The following is a 23,515-nucleotide window of genomic DNA, read 5'->3' on the forward strand; positions in this document are numbered from 1 at the left end:
CGTTATAACTCCATTTCAAATTCGCAGTTTTCGCTGCTGGCTAGCGTGTTTAGCTGTTGTTCTACTTGCGTGGCAAATGCGTCAAGTTGTGGGTAAGTCAGTAAGGTCGCAACGGCAATTTCGTTGCCGAGTGCTTGACTACACAGAGCGGTAACTTGTGCAGCCTGTATCGATGAGCCACCCAAAGCAAAAAAGTCGTGTTGTAGGCCAATCTCGGAGACTTCAAGCACTTGCTGCCAAGCATTGGCGAGTTGTTGTTGTAGTTCCGTCTCTGGCGCGATATAGGCAATACTATCTTGCAGCGTTGGAATGATGAGCTGAGCGGTATCAAGTTTGCCATTTATTGTCATTGGAAGTGCGTCAACCAGTGATATCGCAGCAAGCTGCATATAGCTTGGGAGTTGTTGATTCAACCATTGGCGAAGGTCGTTCACATCACACTCAGTGTTAGCGTTAAGTACGACATAACCCAACAGCACTTTGCCTGTTTCACTTAAATGTAAGTGTGCAACGGCGTGGTCAACATCTGGATGCGCTTTGAGTTTATACTCAATTTCGCCTGGCTCAACACGGTGACCATGTAAATCCCACTGTTTGTCAGCTCTGGCAACAAACTCGAATTCACCTTGCTGATTTTTACGCACTAAGTCTCCGCTGCGGTAGAGCTTTTCGTCAGAAAAGTGGTTGTTTTCACAGCGAAGGTGATAGTCAATATAGTGTTTTGCCGTTTGCTTTGGTGCCTGCCAATAGCCCAAACCGACGCAATCACCGGCGATGTATAGCTCACCCAACGCACCGTCCGGTAAAATCCGCATAAAAGGGTCCAACACATAGCATCGAGTGTTACGAATAGGCTTACCAATAGTGATAGGTGTATTGGGGTACACTTCACTAAGTGTTGCGGTGACACTTGTTTCACTTAATCCATATTCATTGAAATGATACTCTGCCAACTTGTGGCTGACTGGGTCTAAACGAGAACCACCGGCATACAATACGGTTAAGTTAATATCCGCTATCCACTTTGGAAACTGATTGATAAATACCGTAGGAATAAATGCGACGTTGACCTGTTTAGCTTTGAGATAGCGGCACAGCTGTTGTGGATCTTTGCGTATTGGCTCTGGAATGATTTCCAGTTTAGCGCCGGCAGCTAGGGCTGGGAATATCTCGCAAATGCAGGCATCAAAAACATATTCAGCATATTGGCTAGTGACTACCTGAGTATTTCCCTCTAATTTATGGGTGTTGCGCTTCTCGGTGCAGAGGTTAGCAAGGCCTTGGTAAGACAGCATCGCCCCTTTTGGTTCTCCCGTCGTCCCCGAAGTAAAGATGAGGTAAGCCAGCTTGTCTGTTGCATGAGTGTTGGCTGAGAATGGCCGTAGTTGAGCACTTTGCTGTAATGTCTGTACATCAAGAGTCAGTGTTGGCAATGCATTCCAGCTGCGTGGTGTGCGGCTAAGGAGCAGTTTTGCCTGCGCTTTTGCCATAATCTCTTGGCGACGAGCAACGGGATGATTAGCTGAGAGTGAAACAAAGGGCATGCCCGCTTTTAGCGCCGCTAGCATTGCTATGGGAGCTTCTATACCTTTATCAAAATATAATGCAACTGGTGAGCCTTCGTCATTGGTTGCAATCAACTGTGCTGCTAAGTGATCAGAAAACAAGTCTAGCTCGCGGTAACTCACGGTTTGCTCGGCGAAGCTTAATGCTGTGCGTGCTGGATACGCTGCTACTGTCTTTGCAAATTGCACTAAAAAAGCGTCATTTGGTTGTGATAATCGAGTTTCTGAGATGACTTGCTGTAAATATTTCGTACTAACTAAAGGACATTGCAGTAAAGGCTTCTCGTTGTACTGACAGAGATTTTCAAGATAACGGCAGAAAAAGTGCACAAATTGTTGGCAGCGGGAAGACTGATAACGACTGCGAGCAACAATAAGCTGACCAATCAGTTGGTCTGGCATATCTTTAATCACCAAATTCCAGTCAAACTTGGCCGGGTGATATTGGTTTTGCTGGGCGGTGTCGCTGGCGACTTCAAAATGTTGATATTGCGCTGTTGGTAGTGAGAACTGATCAAAGGTAAAAAACACTTGGAACAGTGGCGATACACCCACCTCTCGGATCAACCCAAGTTGCGCGGCAATTGACTCTAGTGGCAATTGTTGGTGAGATTTTGCCGCAAGTAACAGCGTTTGGCTTTGTCTTAGATAGTCAGAAAAACTCTTATTTAAGTCGACACGCAGCGGCATCGGTAAGGTATTAACAAAGTAACCTAGCGTATCTTTAAATGCCGAATCGCGGTTATCGGTGGGGGAGCCAACGACAATACTTTCACGACTATCCCATGCACACAATGCGAGCTGAAAAGCACACAGTAGTAAGTTGTACATAGATACCTGATGTGATTTTGCCAGCTCCCTTAACTCAGCTGTTAGTGTTGCTGAGAGGGTAAAGGGGAATGCTTCACCTTGATGATCAAACAACGCCTGTCTTGGCTCATCGGTTGGCCATGGGGTGACATCAATATCAATCAAGTGTTGCTGCCAAAATGCTGCGGCATCGTCGTATTGTTGTGTTGATTGCCAATATGCATAGTCGCGAAATTGCAGTGAGGTTGGGGCAAGCGTGTGTCCTGATAGCAGCGTGTTCAGTTCATCCAACAATACTTGTGTCGACCAGCCGTCGAAGGCTATGTGATGAAATACCAGTAACACCCCAAATTCATCATCTTGGTGATACAGTCCGATCCGTAGCGGCGCATCATTCTCAAGGTCAAATGTCTGAGCGATAAATTCACTATGCGGCGTGTTTATGAGGGTTTTGCATGTTGGCACGCCTTGCTCATCTTTATATGCCCAGCGACCTTGTTGCTGTTGAGTGTAGCGGGTGCGCAAAATAGCATGACGCTCAACCAGCTGATAGATTGCGTGTTGTAACGCTTGCTGTTGTAGCTCACTTGGGCATTTAAGCTGTAAGGGGATATGAAAAGCGCCTGATTGTGTTGCTAATTGCTCACTGGTGAGCATCGCTTGCTGCTGCGCTGGCACGATGAGTTCATCAAGTGATTGTGATGTTGATGCGACCGCTAAAGGCTCGTTGGCGTTGCTAGTTTGTTGTAATACCAGTTGCGCTATCGTTTTGCTTTGCAAAAATTGACTCAAACTGATGTTAACGTTACAGCTAGAGTGCATTTTAGCCACTAATGTCATTGCACTGAGAGAATGGCCCCCTAAGGCAAAAAAGTCATCATCAATACCTACTAGCTCAACATCAAGTTGCGTCTGCCATAGAGCACAAAGCTGCTGCTCTAATGGGGTGCGTGGTGCTCGGTATGGTGTCTGTGATACCAGAGCGACGCTTGGTAAGCTGCGACTGTCCACTTTACCAGAGGCGAGCACAGGCAATTGTTCGAGCCAACACGTGGCACTTGGCAACATATAATCTGGCAACTGTGGTTGTAGCCACTTCACAACCTCGGTGTGAGAGAGGGTTTGGTCGCCAGTGAAATAAGCAATGAGATGGTTGTTTTGCTGTACTTTGACGCAAGCTTGGTTGATTTGCGAATGCAGGTTAAGTAGGTGCTCTATTTCTTGTAGCTCGATGCGATAGCCACGAATTTTTACCTGCTCATCGGCACGCCCTAAAAATTGGATCTCGCCGTTTGCCAGATACCGCGCCTGATCGCCCGTGCGATACATACGTGTTCCGTGCCAGTTAATAAAGCGCGACGCCGTCTGCTCTGCAAGGTTAACATAGCCTCGTGCGACACTCGCGCCACCAATAAGGATCTCTCCTTGACAAAAGGGTGGCAGCGCTTTGAGGTTGGCATCAACAATCTGAATATCAACATGAGGCAGTGGTACACCAATATTATTGAAATAGCGTGATTGTAGCGGCTGGTGGTTTGCTGTTGCGGTTACCGTGGTTTCGGTCGGACCATATTCAATATGAAGAAGAGGCGTCCATGCCTCCATGAGATTACGGTCACAAGGCTCACCACCGGTGATCACACGCTGTAGTGCATGATGCTCGGGCGGCGTACCAATGGCACTTAAAAATGCAGGAACTGTGACTAAGTGACTGATCCTTTGGCTAACGATAGTTTCGCTTATCATAGCTGGCGAGTTTGCACTTGCCTCATTCATGATCACCCAGCAAGCACCGTTGAGCAGCGTTAAAAAGAGTGGCTCTACGGACGCGTCGAAAAAGTACGGAGCCAGACTCAGTGTTTTTTCGCTGGAGTTAAAGTCGTAAGCCGCAGTTGCGCTTTGAACCAAAGCCTGAACTTGCCGCTGCTCTACCATGACGCCTTTTGGTTTACCGGTGCTTCCAGAAGTATAAATAATATATGCAAGTGATGAATGACACGTTGAGTTCGCTTGATCTATATCGAAAACAGGAGCTGGTTGTTGCGCTAACTCGTCAATGTTTTGCACCTCTGTGATTGCGCTAAAACACATGGCTGTATTCAAGGTTGCTTGATGACAAAGTAGCAGGTTGGCACTACTGTCTTGCAACATAAACTCACTACGTGTTTGGCCTTGCTCTGGATTGAGGGGTAAATATCCAGCACCGGCTCCAAGCGTTGCTAATATGGCGACTATCATCTCTGGACTGCGCTCAAATATCAGCGCGATAACAGGGTTTTGCTCGTGGGTTAACTGTGCTTGGAGTTGCACAGTCAGGTGCTGAACACGCGCAGCGAGTGTTTGGTAAGTAATAACCTCATCGTTGATTTGTAACGCTGGTGCATCTGGAGCTGCTGAGGCGCAGGCTAAAAATTGTTGATATAGCGATAGGGTTGAAGTTTGCTTAACTGTGGTTGCTGATGGTTTTGTGCTTGGGTGAGAAGTTGATAATTGCTCAAGAGCGACGTCGCTGTGCTCTAACTGCTGTACCAATAATTGCTGATAGGTGTGGGCAAATTGCTGTGCAAATGCATCATCAAACTTATTGGGATCAAGACTTATCTGTCCTTGCAGATTTGTATTGCTATCATCAAATGCCAGACGGAAATCACATTTAATCGGGTTATATAAAGACTCGTTAGTAAAAGCATCAACCGCTGAAAATGGCAACGCAAACTCGTCCATAAGCTCGCTGGCAAATCTCTGTACACTAAACATCAGGCTTGGCTGAGGTGAGTGTTTGCCCTCACTCAAACAGGCAACTTGTTGATCATAAGGGTAACTTTGGTATTGTTTTGCGGCGCGCACAGTCTCATGAACTTGCTTCACGAGGCTAGCAAAGCTTTGGCGATAATCTAGCTTCACTCTAAGCACTAAGGTGTTGACAAAAAAGCCAATCATTTCTTGCGTTTGCGGGTGATCTCGATTATCCGATGGCGCACCAATCACGATGTCTGTTTCACCGCTATGAAGTGCCAAAATATAACAGTAATGGGCAAGCAACACGCTGTACACTGTGGTATTTAATGATTTTGCTAGGGCACGCAATGCTTGGCTTTGCTGTGGTGAAAGTGCAAAATAGTGCGTGAGCGATTCGGTTTCGTGTGTTTGTGTAGCGAACAGCTGTGCAATTTGTGTGGCATGAGCGCCTGCAAGTTGCGTGTGCCAATAACTGTGTGCAGCGCTTTGTTCTTGCCTTTGTTGCCACTTGGCAAAGTCAAAATAGCTTAATGGCTTAATGCTTTCTCCTCGTAGCAAGCTAACTAAGTCGCGCAACATGACTCGCATTGACCAAGCATCAAAGACGATATGATGCCAAAGGAAAAGCATAAAACGCCTTTGCTCAAGCTCAATAATACAGACTCTAAAGGGAGCTTGAGTATGGAGGTCAAACGGCGTGTGGATGTGCTCTTTTACCAGTGTTTGTACATGAGCCAAAGTGGTTGCACGGTGATACTCGACCGCTAGAGGTTGTAAGGTTGCTCGGCAGTTAAAATGCTCAGCATCGGTTTCAATTACACTCGTTAGGATCGGGTGATGGACAAGCAGCTGTGCTAGTGCCGAGATTATGTCTTGTTGCTGCGCTGGATCATTCAGCTCAACCAGCATTGGAATATGATAAGCACAGGACTTTGGTGCACGTTTGTCTACATACAGCAACCTTGCCTGGGCATTGGAAAGCGGCACTGGTTTTAATAATGGCCAACTTAAAAAGGCGGCTTCGGAGCAGATCTGGTGGGCGCTTAGTAGCGCCAATAGTTCAGCTTTATGCGCTTTGAGTGCTGTGAGCAAAGTTGGCGCTACGTTACCCTCATATCCCAGTGCCAAGGTATTTTGCTCAGACACCCACACGCGCAACTGCTGCGCGTGAAGGTCGTTCAGTAAAGATGTTAACTCCATGACTATAGCTCCATCACCTGTGAAGAGGTGGTGGCAGGTGCCTCCTGAGATTGGGTGATATCACTCAACTCTATGGTGTTTAGGTGTTGAGCCAGAGCCGCGACTGATGGATTGGCAATAATCGCTGATAACGGGATCGCAATCTGATGCCATTTATGGGCATTGCGTACGAGCTGCACCGCTAAGATGGAGTTACCACCTAGGCGATAGAAGTTATCATGGATACCGACTTGTTCCAGTTCTAATGTGGTTTGCCAAATTTGGCAAAGCGTCTGTTCAAGCGCAGTGCGCGGAGCTGCGTATTGGTTTGATGATAACACCTGCGGCAGTGGTAGTGCTTTGCTATCTAGCTTACCGTTAACGGTTAGTGGCATCGCCGTGAGTTGGGTGATGCTATCCGGTATCATATATGCTGGCAGCTGCGTTCGTAGATAATTAAGTAACAGCTCGGCGTCAAAATAAGCATGGCTTTCCATCACAGCATAGCCACTTAGCGCCGTTTGATTTTGGCGTGTATAGGTGATCACTGCTGCCTCTTTAACACCGCTACAGCTGAGCAATTGGGATTCGACTTCACCAAGCTCGATACGATGCCCCCTGATCTTCACTTGGTTATCCAAACGACCTAGATATTCTAAATGACCGTTTGGCAATAGTCTGGCGTTATCACCGGTTTTGTAAACGCGGGTGAGTTTGCCATTTAGCGTTAGCTCGAAAAAGCGAGTAGCGCTCAGTTCTGGCTGATTCAAATAACCAATCGCCAAACCTGCACCAGAGATAAACAGCTCTCCAGGACAGCCCACAGGTACTGGACGTAACTGACTATCCAGCACCCAAGCCTGCATATCATTGAGCGGCACACCAATGTCAGCAATCTGGGTATTCATGTTAGGGTGCAAAGGTTGGTACGTGACATGTACTGTGGTTTCAGTAATACCGTACATATTGACCAATTGAATACGTTTACCAAAACGTTGCCACCAAGGAGCTAGTTTATCGTAGTTGAGCTGCTCACCACCAAAGATCACAGTGCGAAGGCTATCAAGTGACGCGCCCGCAGAAATGGCAATATCACTAAAATTATAGAATGCACTTGGAGTTTGGTTAAGGACGGTGACAGCAAATTGCTCACACTGCTTTACAAAACCAAAACTGTCTCTTGCTTGTTCGTAGCTTGGAATAAACAACCGACCGCCATGACACAGTGCTCCCCATATTTCCCAAACACTAAAGTCAAAAATCGTATCGTGATAAAGCACCCAAGTATCTTCGCTATTAAAGTGGTAAAGCGGTTGACTGGCAGATAGCAAACGCGCAACATTTTTATGGCTTTGAATAACGCCTTTAGGTTGGCCCGTCGTACCTGAGGTGTAAATTATGTAGGCTGCAGAATCAGGCGACGGTCGGCAAAGTGCAATATCGCAAGGCGCGAATGTATTATCCAAGTTTAACAGTGGCCAATTTGATTGCTCATTTTCGCTCAAGCTTTGCTGACTTATGGTGTTAGTTAATACTAACTTTAGCTGAGCATCGTCAATAATAAAAGCATTGCGGGCAGCTGGCGCTCTTGGCGATAGCGGCACATAAGCGGCGCCAGCTTTCATGATGGCGAGCATTGCAACCACTGTGTCAATACCGGGCTGCAGGTATAGGCCGATATACTCAAGCGTGCCATACTGCTTAAGAATATGTGCAGCCAGGCTGTCTGATCGAGTACTTAGCTCCTGGTAGCTTAACTCCATTTGACTGGTGATAAGTGCAGTTTGCTGGTTGCGAGACTGCGCGTGATGCGTAAATAGTGACAGCAAGTCTTGGCTTTGGTGCTGCGCTATTTGAACATCGCGCTCAGCAAGGTTTTGTAAACTTAACTGCTCAAGTGGTAATTGCCCATCTACACTGATAAGTTGCGCGAGAATATGACTGAAGTTGTCACTCAAGGCATCGATAAACCAAGGATCGTAGCGGTTTAAGTCAAACTCCCATAACATGGTGACCGAATCATCCTGATCTTGCCCCATACGGGTAAGCACCACGATATTAATCTCAAACTTCGCCGCTTGACTGCTGATCGCCTCGAAATACTCAATATCATCTAACCCCGGAAGCGTGAGTTCTGGGAGTGGTGAATCATGGAAGCTAAAACAGATCTGGAATAACGGGTTGACGCCTTTGATGCGCTCAGGGTTTACGTCCGCGACGACTTCAGTAAATGGTAGGGTTTGATTGGCCAGCATGTCGTTACTGACTTCAAAACAATGCTGTACCAGTTGTTCAACAGGCATTTCTGGTGTTTGCTGAACTCGCGCCACTACGGTGCTGACGAGCATACCAATGGTATCATCCACATTGGTGTAGCCTCGGTTTGCAACGCCAGAACCAATACAGATATCCTGATCGCCACTAAAGCGCGAAAGGACAATATTTAATGCCGCAAGGGCGACGGCGAATGGCGTGATCTGATGCGCTTGGCTGTAGGCTTTTAAATTGTTCCATAGCGAACGAGGCAGTTTTACCCGGTGTGCGCGACCACGTTCGGTGGTGGTTTCGCCGAGACGAGAAACAGGCAAGTTAATACGGCTCGGTGCATCTTGTAGTTGTGCTTTCCAAAATTGGCGTTGCAACTCGGCTTGCTCTGTTCCTAACCATTGATGCTGATAGGCTGCGTAATCGGCGTATTGTGTGATTTCAGGCAAAGTACCTTGGCTTGCGCCATGTAAGCGCTGTTTATAACAACTAAATAGGTGAGCAAGGAAGATGTTAGAAGACCAACCATCATGTACTAAGTGATGTTCAATATGAATAAGTACATGTTTATATTCGCTAATTTTTACAATTGCCCAGCGCGCTAGCGGTAATTGGTCAATCGCAAAAATATCATTCATATGACCATTAACGAGTTTGTCGACCTCAGCTAATGCTTGTGCTTCTTGATACTCACTAAAGTCAAAGTAAGGCACGTCTTGCTGGTAGTGTTTTGCAATATATTGCAGTGGCTCATGTAAGTCGTAGCTAGTACGGAAAATCGCATGGTTATCAACGATATCCTGTAATGCACCTTGTAGTGCTGGTACATTTAAATCACCACTGAAGGTGATTGTACACTTTGCATGATAGGCTTTATCACTTGGATCGGCTTTGGCTAAAAACCAAATCGCGCGTTGTTGCAGTGATAGCGGGGCGACCTCAGCAAAATCAGCATCGCGCTTTGGAATCGCAATGGTTTCAAAGTGTTGAGTTTGCATTGCCTGCCATACTTGTCCAGCACTACGATAGCGATAGATTAGGTGTGTTGGCACGCTTAAGCCGAGCTGCTGAAATAACTGGTTGCTAAGGTTGATTGCAGAAATGGAGTCACCACCTTGTTGGAAAAAATCTTGTTGCCAGCCAAGGCCTGGCAAACAGAAACCTTGAAACTGTGTTAAAAAATCTTGTTGTTCTTGGCTCAGCTGATCTTGCGGTTGGTCTTGTTGGCTACTTAATTCGTAATTAGCGAGCGCGCGGCTATCTACCTTCCCGTTTTCGGTCATGGGTAATGCGTCTAAACATTGATAGTGATCTGGCAGCATGCAGTCTGGCAGTAACTTTTCTGCTAACTGGCTGATGTGTTGTCCAAGGTCTGCTGTGGGTTTACTATGGGGAACGATAAATGCCACCAAGAACTTAGCATTACCTCGTTGTACTACTTGGCAGCTTGCAAGTTTTACCGCCTCATGTTGGGCAACAACTTTTTCTATTTCACCTAACTCAATACGAAATCCGCGTAGCTTAATTTGGTTGTCATTACGACCAACAAAATGATAATTATCACCGTCAAAACTAACTAAGTCGCCAGTTTTATAAAGTCTAGCGAAGTGCGCAGGGTCTACTTCTGCTTGATAATAGGGGTTTGCGATAAATCGAGACTTTGTGAGTTCAGGACGGTTTAAGTATCCTTTTGCCAAACCTGCACCACTAATATAGAGCTCACCGATAGCACCATTGGCTACTTGTTGCAATTGCTCATCTAGCACATAAAGTCTGGTATTCACAAAGGGTTGACCAATATTAAATTCGGAGTCGGCATTGGTATATTCATTGGCGCAGGTGCACACGGTATATTCGGTAGGACCATAACCGTTAAACACTCGCGTGACTTCTGAAAGTCGAGATAGCATTTCTAGATTTGGGGTTTCTCCTGCAACGATTAATTTGCGCATCGAGCGCAAATCTCGGGGATCCATCAAAGCCAGCAATGCAGGAGGGATAGCGCCAAATTGAATCGCATTTTTTGAGATCAATTGGCTCAGCGCTTTGGCATCTCGTCGCTCGGTTTCTGTCGTTACAAATACAGTTTGACCCAACATGATATGCACGAGCAGCTCAAACACGCTAGCATCGAAAATATAAGAAGCAAACATCATAACGCGGTCTAATCGGTCTAGCTCAAAACGGTTAATTTGTGATTCGGCTAAATAAAGTAAGTTTTGGTAAGGTACTTCTACGCCTTTTGGCGTGCCAGTGGTGCCCGAGGTGTAGATCACATAAGCAATATCACTCATTTTATAATCAGGAGTAACAAAGGCTTGCGTTGCAGGAGAGTCGATCAGCACTTGAGGTGTGTGGCCAAATTGTGGCAGTGCTTGATAATGTCCATGGGTGACGATAAGCGCTGGTTGGCTATCTTCAAGAATAAACTCGCAGCGAGCTTTGGGTGCCTCCGTGGAAATAGGGATATAACCCAGTCCTGATTTGATTGCCGCTAAGATCCCCACGACCATATCAATGCCACGCTCGAGATATAGTGCCACATAAGGCGATTGAGATTGGCTCAGACTCACCTGTTGCTGAATATTCGTGGCGACCCGTGTTACCTGCTCTTCAAGTGCTTGATAGGTGACTTGCGTACCGTTAAATACCAGTGCGACTTTATTGGCGTATTGGCTGAATGCGCGCGTTAATAAGATCTGCGGCTGAGTGCTGTAATCAATAGGAGACTGGGCAGTCATTGAAGTAATCCTTTAAATAAAAAAAGCTCTTTGTGTACGATATGTAAAGAATGTGTTTGAAATGTGTATTTTGTGATTTCGAGTTGAATTGCCGTCTTCTCGGCTTTTGCATATGACAAAAAGTCGCTACCATGGGGTATCAAACCAACCAAGGAATCATCATGAAAATCAAACCTCTGGGCACGCCCTTTTCGGTAACTGCTTGCAAAGTATTACTCTGCGGTGGTGGCGAATTAGGAAAAGAAGTCGTTATCGAATTTAAGCGCTTAGGTGCAGAAGTGATTGTCTTAGATCGCTACGACAATGCGCCAGCGATGCAAGTGGCAGATCGCAGCTATACCTTGTCTATGTTGGATGGTGAAAAGCTCAAAGCGATTATTGAACAAGAGCAACCTGATTATATCGTGCCGGAAATCGAAGCCATTGCGACGGATAAGCTGGTGGAATTAGAGGCTGAAGGTTACACGGTTGTGCCAACCGCCAAAGCGACTCAACTGACCATGAACCGAGAAGGGATCCGCCGTCTTGCCGCTGAAACGCTTGGGCTTGCTACTTCCCCCTATCAGTTTGTTGACACCTTGGCAGACTTTAATGCTGCTGTCGCGCATATCGGCATACCTTGTGTGGTTAAGCCTATCATGAGCTCGTCAGGTAAAGGGCAAAGTGTGATTAAAAGTGCCGCGGATATCGAAGCGGCTTGGCACTACGCTCAAGAGGGGGGGCGTGCAGGTCAGGGCAGAGTGATTGTGGAAGGTTTTGTTGATTTTGATTACGAAATTACGCTTTTGACGGTACGCCACATTGATGGCACGAGTTTTTGTGAGCCAATTGGACATGTGCAACAAGACGGTGATTATCAGCAAAGTTGGCAGCCGCAGCAGATGTCAGTACTCGCGCTAGAGCGCAGTAAAGCGATGGCTGAAAAAGTCACGGCAGCACTGGGCGGTCGGGGTCTGTTTGGCGTTGAGCTCTTTATTAAGGGTGATGAAGTTTACTTCAGCGAAGTCTCACCAAGGCCACATGATACCGGCATGGTCACGCTTATCTCGCAAGACTTAAGTGAGTTTGCGCTGCATGCTCGGGCAATTTTAGGTTTGCCTATCCCCACCATTCACTTTAATGGGCCATCGGCATCTAGCGTGATCCTTGTCGAAGGGGAATCAACACAGCTACAGTTTAACAATCTTGCACAAGCGCTTGCAGAGCCACTAACGGATATTCGTTTGTTTGGTAAACCCGAGGTGAGTGGCAAGCGTAGAATGGGTGTGGCGTTAGCGCGCTCAGATTCGGCTGAAAGTGCTGTCGAAAAAGCCAAGCAAGTGGCTGCAACAGTAGGAATTACGTTATGAACTCAAACACCCGCGTACTTGACCCATTAGTATTGGGGTTTTGGCGGCTATTAGATTGGCAAATTACGCCGCAAGAAAATTTACGCTTTTTAAAGCAAGCGATTGAGCTTGGAATACGCGATACTGATCATGCTGATATTTACGGTGAGTATCAGTGTGAGGCGGAGTTTGGCAAAGCCTTAGCGCTTGAGCCTAGCATTCGAGAGCACATTCGGATCATCACTAAATGTGGCATTAAGCCCGCATTTCCAAGCTTGGGACTAGCGGGAAAGGCGAACCACTATGATTCGAGTAAGGCGCATATCATTGCCCAAGCGCAGCAGTCACTAAAGCATTTCGGCACGGATAGGTTAGATGTGTTGTTGATCCATCGCCCGGATTATCTGATGGATGCTGATGAAGTTGCCGATGCGTTTAATACCCTCAAACAAAACGGCGATGTGCTGCATTTTGGGGTCTCGAACTTTACACCCAGCCAGCTTGCCTTACTGCAATCGAGACTCGATTTCGCTTTAGTGACTAACCAAATTGAGTTTTCACCTTATGAGATGAAAGCGCTTGACGATGGCACGCTTGATCAGTGCCAACAACTAGGCATGAATCCTATGCTGTGGTCGCCGCTGGCAGGGGGCAGAATATTCTCCAGTGAAGATGAAAAAGCCAAACGCCTGCGTGCGGTGCTACAGCAAGTGGGTGAAGAGATTGGTTGCACTGAAATTGATCAAGTGATCTACGCATGGCTTGCCATGCATCCATCGAAACCCGCCACTGTGCTTGGAACGGGAAACATTACTCGAGTTGCCAGCGCGTTTGCTTCACAGTCACTTAGCATGAGTCGCGAGCAGTGGTATCGCATTTGGACAGCGTCTACTGGGCATAGCGTACCATAACCGATTAGTTTGCCCTGAAGTTATTTGGGGCAAACCACGGCAATAAATTTGAGCCAGTTATAATATCAGTTGCATTCAAACCTCAGGTATCGTAGTTTTTTAAAAAAATTATCAATTAGAACAAATAAATAGCAAAGTTTTTCCTAGTAAACATAGATTGCTTGGCAGTAGCTGAGAGTACTACTTTTGAACTTTAATACTTATCTCAAACTACTTGTATATTGTCTATTTTTCGATTATTTTGTTCTTTAAATTTTAAAAAGGAGTTAAATAAATGAAAAGCGCAATGTCAGTAGTGCTCATATTGATGTGTATATTGGCCACTAGGTTTGCATTTGCGAACTTTAGTTCGCCTGATTATCGAGGTCAGTTCTGCAGTTCATGTACATCTGAAAGTAAAGCTCGGCATAGAGCAAAAATTTATGCACCACAAAAAAGCTGCTATCCAGTAAATCCTAGCGCGCCTATGACCCCTGACAACATGCAGTGTACTTCTGCAAAAAAACAGGTTTTTCTTGTACACCCTTCAAGTGGAACGACTTACGGTTTTTGGGTTACGCATGAAGATTTTTTACCCTATGATGTCAAAGTGACTGCCTTTTCGTTAACGGAAGTACAAAAAAAGGTCTTTGCAGAGGCGGCCAGTTTTTATGAAGAGATGAAGCACGTACTAGCAACTACCTCAAGTCAGAATGTGAGTCGTTATGGTTTGTCAAACGTGCGTAGTCAGGCTCAGCAGCCAGAACAATCGTGCCCATCAAATTCTGCGCTAGCAACTTTGCTCGACCCTGCAAAAATGATGGCACTGGAGGAGCTTGCGTTGGCTGAGATTACAGTTGGGATGGGTGACGGTATTGATGTTAATAAGAGGATTTATCAAGGCGCGCGTTTCACTGGAGGTTCCGTGAGTCTATCTCATTTTGGAGCGAGTGTGTCAGTCAGTATATCTGAACATGAGCAACCGCTAGTTTATGCTAAGACGTTTTATGAAAATGAAGAGTCTAGCTCATTTCGTGATGTGCTAGCGTTGAGCATAGATCATATCGGTTGGGATGCTGAAAATGTACCTTTGTTGGGTATGAAGTTGAATAAAGCTCATTCGCGAGTTGCTGGGGGGAAAAGAATTACAACGCTATTGCAAGCACTTCATGGGCCGCAAGAAATTACTAATGAGTGTGTTTTATACCAGCTAGAAAAATTAAGTCAGTTCGGTCAGTTTAAACTTAAGGATGGTTCGGCGACTCGGTTTGGTAATCCAGGTGGAATTCCGCCAGGGTCTGGAGACAGCAGTAAGGTAACGGGTTGCACAATTCACTTTTACAATTCTCGCAATGAATTACAGTACGTTTTTAATGTTCCAAACTCAGAATGTTGAAGAATTAAAAAAAGGGCCTTTCGGCCCTACGTGTTGCAGCAAGTAAAAAATAAGGTGATGCGGCTGTCACAGGGCCGTTCACCTTTGGTCATCACAGATTAAAATCTAATCCATAACTTACGTATGCTTTGATATCGTCGCTACTGTCTAGGTCGGTTTTTACTAATCCAAAGGTAAAGCCTTGCGTAGATAAACTCACCCCGTAATCCATATAAGCGTCGTCTTCTCCTGTCCACTCAAGCACTGTATCTCCGCTGGAGCGACCAATATGTAGAGTTAATTCACTGTCTTTAAAAATGGGGAAGCTGGCCGACACTTCGGCATATAGCATGTCTTCTTCTGTGCTTGAATCGCTTTGCGCTGTGGCTAGGTGGCTGAGTTTAAACGTAAAGTATTGCCAGCCAAGCGCGGCGTAAATCTCGCCAAAATCAATATCTCCACTGGCATCGGGATAGGCGTAGTGGATATAACCGAAATCAAAACTCATGCCCTTGATTTCGCCAGCGTAACCCGCGTACAGATCCATTTCGTAACTGGCTGAGTCGCCAAAGTCGATGTTAGAGACCCAAGTGCCCGCATAAAACCCAGACTCATTGCTATAATCCAAGCCGCCAGACACCGCTGCGCCGTCATCAGTCTGGGTGATACCACGCCAGTAATAATTTGAGCTTGCCGCAATATTCGCGGTCACTTCCGCCTGAGCAGAGACACAAAAGCACGCAGTCAGGCCGCCGAGTAGCATAAGTAAAGGTTTGTTTTTCATTCTGTTTTCCCCATTGAACGCAGAGTTATTATTCGGTTGTTGTCATTGCATTTTCTGCAAAGAGTGAGTGCAAGGGGGAGGCCAATGTCAGGAAATGGCGGAGAATTTATTCTATGTTATTAAAAATATTAGAATTTAATTTCTGAGTTTCGAAAGTAGGACAGAGTGATTTGCATAAATGTTGCACATGGCTGGTGCAAAGTACCATAGCTTGCACAGTATTAATGCAAGCTATGGATTGCGCTAGCCGTTATTGAAGTTTAGGTTAGTTATCCAAAGATGGTGCGCATTAGGCTGATGGTTTCATCAACACTGCGGCCTTTTTCCACTTCAGCGACTATTGAGTCACGTTTGGTGCGAATATGCTCTGGAATAGACTCATCCGCGAGTGCGCGGTCGACTAACACTTCTGCTGACTCTTTACCGCGGCGTACTGTTTTTTTGCCACCACTGGTGCCGCTGCGCTGAGGTTTATGCAGTAGCTTAAAGTAATTGGAGTTAGTGGCGGTGTCTTTATCCGCGTAATAAAACAGGCATGGTAGCAGCGCTTTAATTTCAGCAAGTTGCGTTTCAAACTCATCCACAGGAGCGGCCATCGTATACCATGGCATTGCTTTAATGGTGCTGACGACATCGGTCCAGTAACGCTCAAAATCGCGATTGTTAAGTTTAGCAACACCAAGCGCTTGGCACAAAGCGTCAAGCTTGCTCGAGGTTATTGGAGTGAACACATCAGGGCGACGCATTGCTAATAGGCGAGTAGCTGGTGCAAGCGTTGGCTTTTCCTCGCTGCCAGCAAAGGCACTTAAATACCCGACCATAAATGACTGATAATGTTCGAGCGTCACGTCACCTTCTGCCGGGATTGCGGCTAGCGCTTCATCAAAAGCACCCGGAAGGTCGTCTAATAACTGGTGAAAGCCTTTTGCACTTTTGGTGGAGGCAAACCACTCTACGTCAAACTGATACACGCTGGTATCTAAATTTGCAGCATGCTTACCGCTAAAGGCGAGGCGATCTTCTTTGATCATGTCTTTAAGTGGAGTGCTGCGCATTGGTTTAAGGTATTCAATCAGTTTTAATTGCTCATCTAGTGCAATCACTTCTTTGTGACTGGCAATAAATGCAGCCACCATAGGCCAAGGCGCAATGCGTAACGTTTTGAGTTGTAAAAAGCTAATCGCTGCGATGAGCAGATCTTGTAGCTTTTTCACTGTGGGTAATTGATGGTCATCCAGTAAATCAAAATTGATACGATTTTTCGCCACATCAAGCAGTTCATAACACCAACCAAGAAAATCTTCAGGGTGATTTTCCACCTTAACCGCCATCAGATTAAGGCTGATCTCCGTGGCCTGTTTGAGGATATTTTGATAAATCTGACTTTCTTGTTCGCCCAAGGCCATGTTTGACGGTGATATGAGCAGTTTCTTCATGCGGGTTAGATACTCCAAGTTTGATTAATAAACCAACCAGTAAAATATAGCTAATGACGCTAAAAACTGGCAAGGGCGAGGATCATACCGATTAGTCAAAAGGTTGCAATCGCTCAGTACAAATTATTTGCCTTTATTCATGGTATATTCGACTACAGCCGTTATCATAAAGAGAACCAAGCCTTACGAAGGAAAAGCAATGAACCGGCTAGTTAAAATCGTAGGCGCCATTGTCGCGCTTATTATTATTCTTGTTATCGCAGCCCCGTTTTTAATCCCTAAACAGGCAATTATTGACCAAGTCACGTCACAGGTTGAGTCAGTGACAGGTAGAAAACTGTCGATCGATGGCGACTCTGACATCGGTATTTTCCCAACGTTGCACATTGAGTTAAACCAAGTGCGATTTGCCAACATGGCAACGGGCAGTCGCCCAGATATGTTCGCTATGGAGCAACTTGCCGTGCATATTCCGTGGTTAAGTGCGTTGTCTGGTGAAGCTAAGCTTGAGCGCTTTGTGATCAATAATCCTAAAATTATTCTAGAAACCGACAAACAAGGTAATGCTAACTGGCAGTTGCTACCCACCAGTGCAGAAAACACGACAACGGCGCAAACCAGCTCAAAAGGTAATATGCAGTTACCAGAAGGCTTAGATGTTAGCCTTGGCGAAGTGGCGATTTATGGTGGCTCGGTGACTTATCTTGACGGTGTGACAGGCGCTGAATATCAGGTAACTGATTTAGACATTAGCGTGATGTTATCGTCACTGTACCAACCACTAGAAGTCGACGGCAAGCTGACTTTTCAAGGTCAAACTTTTAACCTAGTTACTACACTCGATAATCCAGCAAAGGCGATCGAAGGTGAAACCTTTAATGTTGAACAACAAGTAAAATCAGCGCTGTTCAACCTTGACTATAAAGGTGAAATTGCAGAGCAAGGTAAAACCATTCGCGGTCAATTAGCCTTGTCTGGCGACTCGGTAAAAGCGCTAGCTAAGTGGCAGGGCGTTGATCTAAAAGCCAAAGAAAATGCGTTCAACGACTTTGGCCTAAACGCCAAAATGACGATGCAAGGGCAAGTCTTTACTCTCAATACCTTAGAGGCAACCTTGGACGAATTGGTAATAAAAGGTCAAAGTAAAGTCACCCTCTCAGGTAAGCCTGATATTACCGCGAGTGTTGACCTTGGCATGTTAGATCTTAACCCGTATTTACCAGAACCTGTGGAAAAGCCACAAACGCAAACTGAGCCAGAAGGCGCACCAGCACAGCCTATCGTGTGGGATGACACTGCAATTGATTTGTCAGCACTTAATAGCCTCAATGCGAATGTGAAGATCACCTCTACAGGGCTACGTGCGAGAGAAATTAAGCTTGGCGAAAACCAAATCAGTCTAGTACTTAACTCAGGTAAGGCAACACTGAGCCTAGATAAATTCCAAGCCTATGAAGGTCAGGGTAAAGGTAAGGTCGTTGTAAATGCAGCAGCAAAACCTTATGCCATCAGTACTGACTTTGCGTTAACGGCAATTAATGCCGAGCCACTACTGACTGATGCCATTGGCTTTGACAAAGTATTGGGTAAAGGTAGTCTTAATTGGGCGTTAAACACACAAGGTGTCAGTCAAAAGCAATTTGTGAATGCCCTTGGTGGTAAATTAGGTTTTGAGTTCAAAGATGGTGGCGTAAAAGGCGCAAACCTTGCTGAGATGATCCGTAAGGGCAAAGAGATGCTCAAAGGCGATTTCTCTTCGGTATCGCAAGGACTCAATGCTAATTTCGACCCAGATCAAAAAACCGACTTCTCAGCCATGACTGGCACCTTTGTCTTTACCAAAGGCGTAGGTCAAAACGATGACTTCTCGTTGGCAAGCCCGTTACTACGAGTGACAGGCAAGGGCACCGTTGATTTACCACAAACTTTAGTTGATTATCGTGTGGTGACTGGAATTGTTGATACCATTGAAGGGCAAGCCAGCAGCGATGACAGTACCGGTTTTAAAATTCCGGTGCGGATCAAAGGTCCATTCCACAAAGTTGAAACTAGCTTAGACCTAAAAGAAGCGGCAAAAGACAAAGCCAAAGACAAGGTTAAGGATAAGGTAAAAGACAAACTTAAAGGTTTGTTTGGTGGATAGATCTTTATGACGCTTCAATAAACAGCTCATCTGTTTGTTTTAAATCAATTTCAGCTAAACAAGGGCTTGCCGATGGTAGCCCTTGTTCTATATTTATCGCGAGTTAATTATCTATATGCAGTTATAGTGAGCTTATGATGACTTATGCCTATAAACTGTAACCAGCTGTAATAGAATTACTGCTATTCATGTGCTTAGATAGATGCGAATAGCTCTATAAACAAACGAAGGATAAAAGAATGAGTACACCTATTTTACTCGAATACACGGTGACGCCAAAAGCTGAGGGTAACTGGATATTTTCAAATGACGATAAACCAGTTGAACTTAAATTAGCTCAGGGTGAAAGCGCTGTTCTAACTTATAAGCTCGTTACTGATGAAGCTGGCTGGAGCTTTGCTGAAAACGGTACTTTTTTTACCGAAGCGCAAGACAATTTCAATTATAACCTTACAAGCACATTAAAAGATGAGTTTACAGTTGAGGTGGAGATTGAAGCGTTGAATGTTGCGAATACACTAAGTGAGAGTGATATCAAAGCGCTTTCAGATAATCCTGATGCGAGGGTTGCTACACTCGTAGAGAATAACAACTCGAATATTGAATTCAGACTTGTTGCTAAAAAGAATTCTGAAAATGGTGTCGTGCGTTATTTCTCTCAAGATCCAAGGGTGATAATTGATGAGCCAGATGTTCCAGGTTAATTCGTAATTTGCACTTGGCACAGATAGGTAAAGTGTTCTGTGCCAATTCTTAATTCAAGTGATGGCGAGTGACATAATGTCCTGAACCATGACAGGCGATAAAAAGACGGACTCCAGCCTAAATCAATGCTTTTTTTCAGTGAAGCCATCGCGGAATACTTTTCTTCTATCAGCGTCTGAATTAACGACTTTACGTAAAAAGCTTCAGCTGAATCGGGATACTCAGCCAAATATTCATCAATTGCTATTAATGCCTCTTGGTGCTTACCTAGGTGTGCTAAAGCTTGGATGCGCACGACTTCAACTTGGCTTGCTGGATCACTGGCTAAAATTTGCAGATACGCTTCACTGGCTTTCGCCTTCTCACCCATTAGTGAGTAAATGTCTGCGTAGTTAAGTAAGGTTTCTACATTGCGGGGGGCCAACTGAGTGGCTCGTTCAGCAAACTCGAGTGCCCGCTCTAAATCACCTAATAGCATCAACACAATGGCATAATTGTTAAAGGTAGCCGTGCTTGTATATGAGCGCTTAACTAGAGCTTGATAAGATTTTTCTGCGTCATGGAGCTTGCCAAGCAGAAGAGATATATCGGCAATGGCCTTTAGTGTTTTCAGGTTATCGGGGCCGTAGTGGCTGGCTGCTCGTAAGTAAGGCAAGGCCTCTTCATACTGGCCAAGCTTCATATTGAACAAGGCTGCATTGCGGATGACTTTTAAGGTCGGCCTAAGTTCATAGGCAAGCTCAGTGTGATGAAGTGCCGAAGCATAATCGTTAATTAAATTATAGTAGATGCTGATCAGAGCATGCTTTTGATACTCGTCCTTGGCTGAATTCTGAATTGCTAAAAAGGTTCCTTTGGCACGGATTTTGTCCTTTGCAAACGCATAAAACTTGAGATAGGAACCTTGAATAATTGTACTTGCTTTTAATTTCTTGGGGGTTTGCTGTAATACTTGCTCCCAGTTTAGAAGTATTTGATCATTCGAACTATCTGTATACAACTGAGTCGCGAGTTCAGAGTAAAGCGAATACAGCGGCAGGAAGTCCGGCGCAGTATCAATCAGCGTTGTTAACTCTTTTAATATCGCAGCGTGGTCTGCCTCTTTTACTAAACTAGCATCATGCAGTGTGGCGTAGTTATTCAGTAATGTTTTATTGCTAGTGGCTAAATCAGTTGAGCCTCCGGTTAATGAAGTGAGGGCCGAGGCTGTAATAGCAAAAACACGGCTGTAGTTTTCACTCGATGTCATCGTCCGCGCACTATTAATTAAAGCTCCATTAGACGCATCAACTAAGTCGATAACGATGTCACAGCTTTGAATATTACAGTCTAGTTTTATCGTAATGAGCTCATTACTATTTAACGCTCGCCCCAATGCCTTTAATGGTGCTTCAACTCCAATAAATTTCTGTGTTTGTTCTACTTCACTGTCTGAAATGAAGACGTAATCATCATTACTTAAAAAATGTTGTTTAAGTGCGTCGTTAATTGCTAACTCGATGTTTTGTTGATGCGCTTCAAGTAGTTGAAAAGAGTTAGTGAATTTTATCGGTAGCGCTGCAATATAGATCTTGGGTTTGGTTTCCTGCCAATACCAGTACCCACCAACGGCTAAGCACACTAAAAAGGTGAAAAGTGCTGCAATACCTAGTTGCTTGTTACGTGCTTTGGCTTTCTCTCTGGCTCTATCTCGTAGCTCTATTTGTTCAAGTGACACTGTCGCTTCGCTGTTATCGTAGCTAAAGGCGTGTAAAATTTGCTTTAGCTGCTGACTGACTTCATTCGCGCTGCTTGGGCGAGCGTTTTTGTCGTATTGCAATAAGCGATCAATAAGCTGTGCCAGTGCAGGGGGAATATCTAAAATACGTTTAGCACTGGCTTTTAATGGCTGGAACTTGATCTGTTCAGCAATAGACTTATCACTGCCATCGTCAGCTTGTTCGAAATAAGGATGGTGTCCTGCTAACAGTTGATAAGCTATTAGCCCAAATGAGAATAAGTCACTGCGACTGTCTAGCGTTTCATCACGAAGTTGCTCTGGTGACATTGCTGTAAGACTACCGTAACTGGTATGTGGACGAGAGGCTTGGTTGTCTTCTAATTGTGAAATACCAAAGTCGGCAATTTTGGCTATGCTCTGTTCATTAACCAGTATATTGCCAGGTTTTAAGTCTAAATGAAGAATGTTCTGGCCATGAGCTGAGGCCAGACCATCGGCAATATGGCTTAGTAGCTCGACTTTTTGCTCGGTAGTTAATACGTGTGTTTTTGTGTAGTGCTGTAAAGTTGCACCTTGCACATATTCCATTTCCAAAGCCATTTGACCATCGCTTTCAAAAACATCATAAATTTGCACTATGTTTGGATGGTTAAAACGCGCTAACAGTCGGGCTTCGTTGAGTGCATCTGATTGCGTGTGCTGAGTTAGTGACATCACCTTTACCGCCACTCGGCGGCCTAATTTTTTGTCGGTAGCAAGGTACACTTTGCTCATTCCGCCTTCGGCGAGCAAGATCACGTCCTGATAGTATTCTTCTAACTTCAACACAGCGCTGTCTTTCTCTTTTATTATTGGGGTTAGTGTATCGCTAAAAATATTAAATTAGTACCATTTGCGTTGGACTTAGTCGCAAATAACAAGTTGAAAATTTAACACTTTGTGATACTCACAGCCTCATATAGGTTATAAGGATAAATAACAATGAGGACAAACAAATGGCAAAGTTATCTTCTAATTTAGTTTCTCACTTCAGTTTGGCTGCCATGATGGCAAGCGCTCTGCTCGTAAATACTTCTAGTATAGCGGCTGATAGTAACCAAACCTTTAGTTACCCCAATAACGCGCGTAACGCAATAAGCCTTACATTTGATGATGCAAGGCCAAGCCAAGTTGATGTGGGAGTACCACTACTCAATCGCCATAAGGTGAAAGGCACATTTTATGTTATGCCACCACAGGTGAAGGAAAAGCTTGCATTGTGGCAAGCCGCTGTGAAGCAGGGGCATGAAATAGGCAATCACACCAGTGAACACTTATGTACGGGCAACTTTGCCTGGCTAAGGGAAAAGGACAAAGGGCTGGAACAGGTTGATTTGGCCTACATAGAACGGGATGTGGTGAGCACCACAAAATATATTGAAAAGCATTTGGGCGTAACCCCCAGAAGCTTTGCATATCCTTGTGGTAATACCTTTGTTGGTCGCGGCGCTGAAGTAAAAAGTTATGTGCCTGTGATTGCAAAGCATTTTGACAGTGGCCGCACGTGGTTAGATGAAACCGCTAACAACCCAACTTATACTGACTTTGCGCAGCTCACAGGAGTGAGAATGGACGGTGTTAGTTTTGAAGAGCTAAAAGGGTTACTGGAGCACCTTAGGGCAAATAACAGTTGGATAATTCTTGCTGGACATGAGGTGGGCGAAAAAGGCATGTACACCGTAGATACCAAAATGTTAGACCAGCTTATTCTTTACTTACAGGACCCAAAAAATGGTTATTGGTTAGACACCGTAAGCAATGTGGGTGATTACATAAAAAGTAAAAGAGAGCCGTAG

At 45.1% G+C, this 23,515-nt stretch carries 11 protein-coding genes; 6 read left to right on the forward strand and 5 right to left on the reverse strand.

Features of this window, described 5'->3' with window-relative positions; translation table 11 throughout:
- Positions 1-2 precede the first annotated feature (2 nt).
- The gene (locus ABMY45_RS20470) at positions 3-6,314 is read right to left on the reverse strand and encodes an amino acid adenylation domain-containing protein (protein ID WP_349289438.1); all 6,312 of its coding nucleotides are present in this window, start codon (positions 6,312-6,314) and stop codon (positions 3-5) included.
- 2 nt (positions 6,315-6,316) lie between these two features.
- A complete protein-coding gene (locus ABMY45_RS20475) occupies positions 6,317-11,299 on the reverse strand; it encodes an amino acid adenylation domain-containing protein (RefSeq protein ID WP_349289439.1) in 4,983 nt (1,660 codons plus the stop codon).
- A 161-nt stretch (positions 11,300-11,460) separates the two neighbouring features.
- On the opposite strand from ABMY45_RS20475, the gene purT reads away from it, so the two are divergent.
- The 3 genes from purT to ABMY45_RS20490 all read left to right on the forward strand — a co-directional run bounded on the left by purT (position 11,461) and on the right by ABMY45_RS20490 (position 14,913).
- Complete coding sequence (gene purT, locus ABMY45_RS20480) at positions 11,461-12,648, forward strand: formate-dependent phosphoribosylglycinamide formyltransferase (protein WP_349289440.1); 1,188 nt, start codon at positions 11,461-11,463, stop codon at positions 12,646-12,648.
- Complete coding sequence (locus ABMY45_RS20485; RefSeq protein ID WP_174170284.1) at positions 12,645-13,538, forward strand: aldo/keto reductase; 894 nt, start codon at positions 12,645-12,647, stop codon at positions 13,536-13,538. The genes purT and ABMY45_RS20485 overlap by 4 nt, the downstream gene beginning before the upstream one ends.
- Positions 13,539-13,812: 274 nt before the next feature.
- Complete coding sequence (locus ABMY45_RS20490) at positions 13,813-14,913, forward strand: hypothetical protein (RefSeq protein WP_349289441.1); 1,101 nt, start codon at positions 13,813-13,815, stop codon at positions 14,911-14,913.
- 91 nt (positions 14,914-15,004) lie between these two features.
- On the opposite strand, the gene ABMY45_RS20495 is transcribed toward ABMY45_RS20490, so the two are convergent.
- Together ABMY45_RS20495 and ABMY45_RS20500 are read right to left on the reverse strand one after the other, a co-directional pair.
- Entirely contained in the window at positions 15,005-15,676 is a 672-nt protein-coding gene (locus tag ABMY45_RS20495; RefSeq protein ID WP_045987792.1) for a TorF family putative porin, read from the reverse strand.
- Between the two features lie 269 nt (positions 15,677-15,945).
- Complete coding sequence (locus ABMY45_RS20500) at positions 15,946-17,112, reverse strand: hypothetical protein (RefSeq protein WP_045987791.1); 1,167 nt, start codon at positions 17,110-17,112, stop codon at positions 15,946-15,948.
- Positions 17,113-17,311: 199 nt separating this feature from the next.
- Between ABMY45_RS20500 and ABMY45_RS20505 the strand changes: the two genes are divergently transcribed.
- Together ABMY45_RS20505 and ABMY45_RS20510 are read left to right on the forward strand one after the other, a co-directional pair.
- On the forward strand, positions 17,312-19,255 hold the full coding sequence (locus tag ABMY45_RS20505; RefSeq protein WP_174170286.1) for an AsmA family protein: 1,944 nt from the start codon (positions 17,312-17,314) through the stop codon (positions 19,253-19,255).
- A 239-nt stretch (positions 19,256-19,494) separates the two neighbouring features.
- A complete protein-coding gene (locus ABMY45_RS20510; protein ID WP_349289442.1) occupies positions 19,495-19,959 on the forward strand; it encodes a hypothetical protein in 465 nt (154 codons plus the stop codon).
- On the opposite strand, the gene ABMY45_RS20515 is transcribed toward ABMY45_RS20510, so the two are convergent.
- On the reverse strand, positions 19,956-22,508 hold the full coding sequence (locus ABMY45_RS20515; protein WP_349289443.1) for a protein kinase: 2,553 nt from the start codon (positions 22,506-22,508) through the stop codon (positions 19,956-19,958). The two genes, ABMY45_RS20510 and ABMY45_RS20515, sit on opposite strands and share 4 nt — an antisense overlap.
- Positions 22,509-22,675: 167 nt before the next feature.
- Between ABMY45_RS20515 and ABMY45_RS20520 the strand changes: the two genes are divergently transcribed.
- Positions 22,676-23,515, forward strand: a complete 840-nt coding sequence (locus tag ABMY45_RS20520; RefSeq protein WP_349289444.1) for a polysaccharide deacetylase family protein — start codon at positions 22,676-22,678, stop codon at positions 23,513-23,515.

It is taken from the genome of Pseudoalteromonas sp. XMcav11-Q, assembly GCF_040104525.1.
GTDB lineage: Bacteria > Pseudomonadota > Gammaproteobacteria > Enterobacterales > Alteromonadaceae > Pseudoalteromonas.

Coding starts and splice junctions, on each gene's coding strand:
- ABMY45_RS20490 (WP_349289441.1), top strand. CDS start 13,813: ATGAAAAGCGCAATGTCAGTAGTGCTCATATTGATGTGTATATTGGCC.
- ABMY45_RS20500 (WP_045987791.1), bottom strand. CDS start 17,112: ATGAAGAAACTGCTCATATCACCGTCAAACATGGCCTTGGGCGAACAA.
- ABMY45_RS20485 (WP_174170284.1), top strand. CDS start 12,645: ATGAACTCAAACACCCGCGTACTTGACCCATTAGTATTGGGGTTTTGG.
- purT (WP_349289440.1), top strand. CDS start 11,461: ATGAAAATCAAACCTCTGGGCACGCCCTTTTCGGTAACTGCTTGCAAA.
- ABMY45_RS20510 (WP_349289442.1), top strand. CDS start 19,495: ATGAGTACACCTATTTTACTCGAATACACGGTGACGCCAAAAGCTGAG.
- ABMY45_RS20475 (WP_349289439.1), bottom strand. CDS start 11,299: ATGACTGCCCAGTCTCCTATTGATTACAGCACTCAGCCGCAGATCTTA.
- ABMY45_RS20495 (WP_045987792.1), bottom strand. CDS start 15,676: ATGAAAAACAAACCTTTACTTATGCTACTCGGCGGCCTGACTGCGTGC.
- ABMY45_RS20520 (WP_349289444.1), top strand. CDS start 22,676: ATGGCAAAGTTATCTTCTAATTTAGTTTCTCACTTCAGTTTGGCTGCC.
- ABMY45_RS20505 (WP_174170286.1), top strand. CDS start 17,312: ATGAACCGGCTAGTTAAAATCGTAGGCGCCATTGTCGCGCTTATTATT.
- ABMY45_RS20470 (WP_349289438.1), bottom strand. CDS start 6,314: ATGGAGTTAACATCTTTACTGAACGACCTTCACGCGCAGCAGTTGCGC.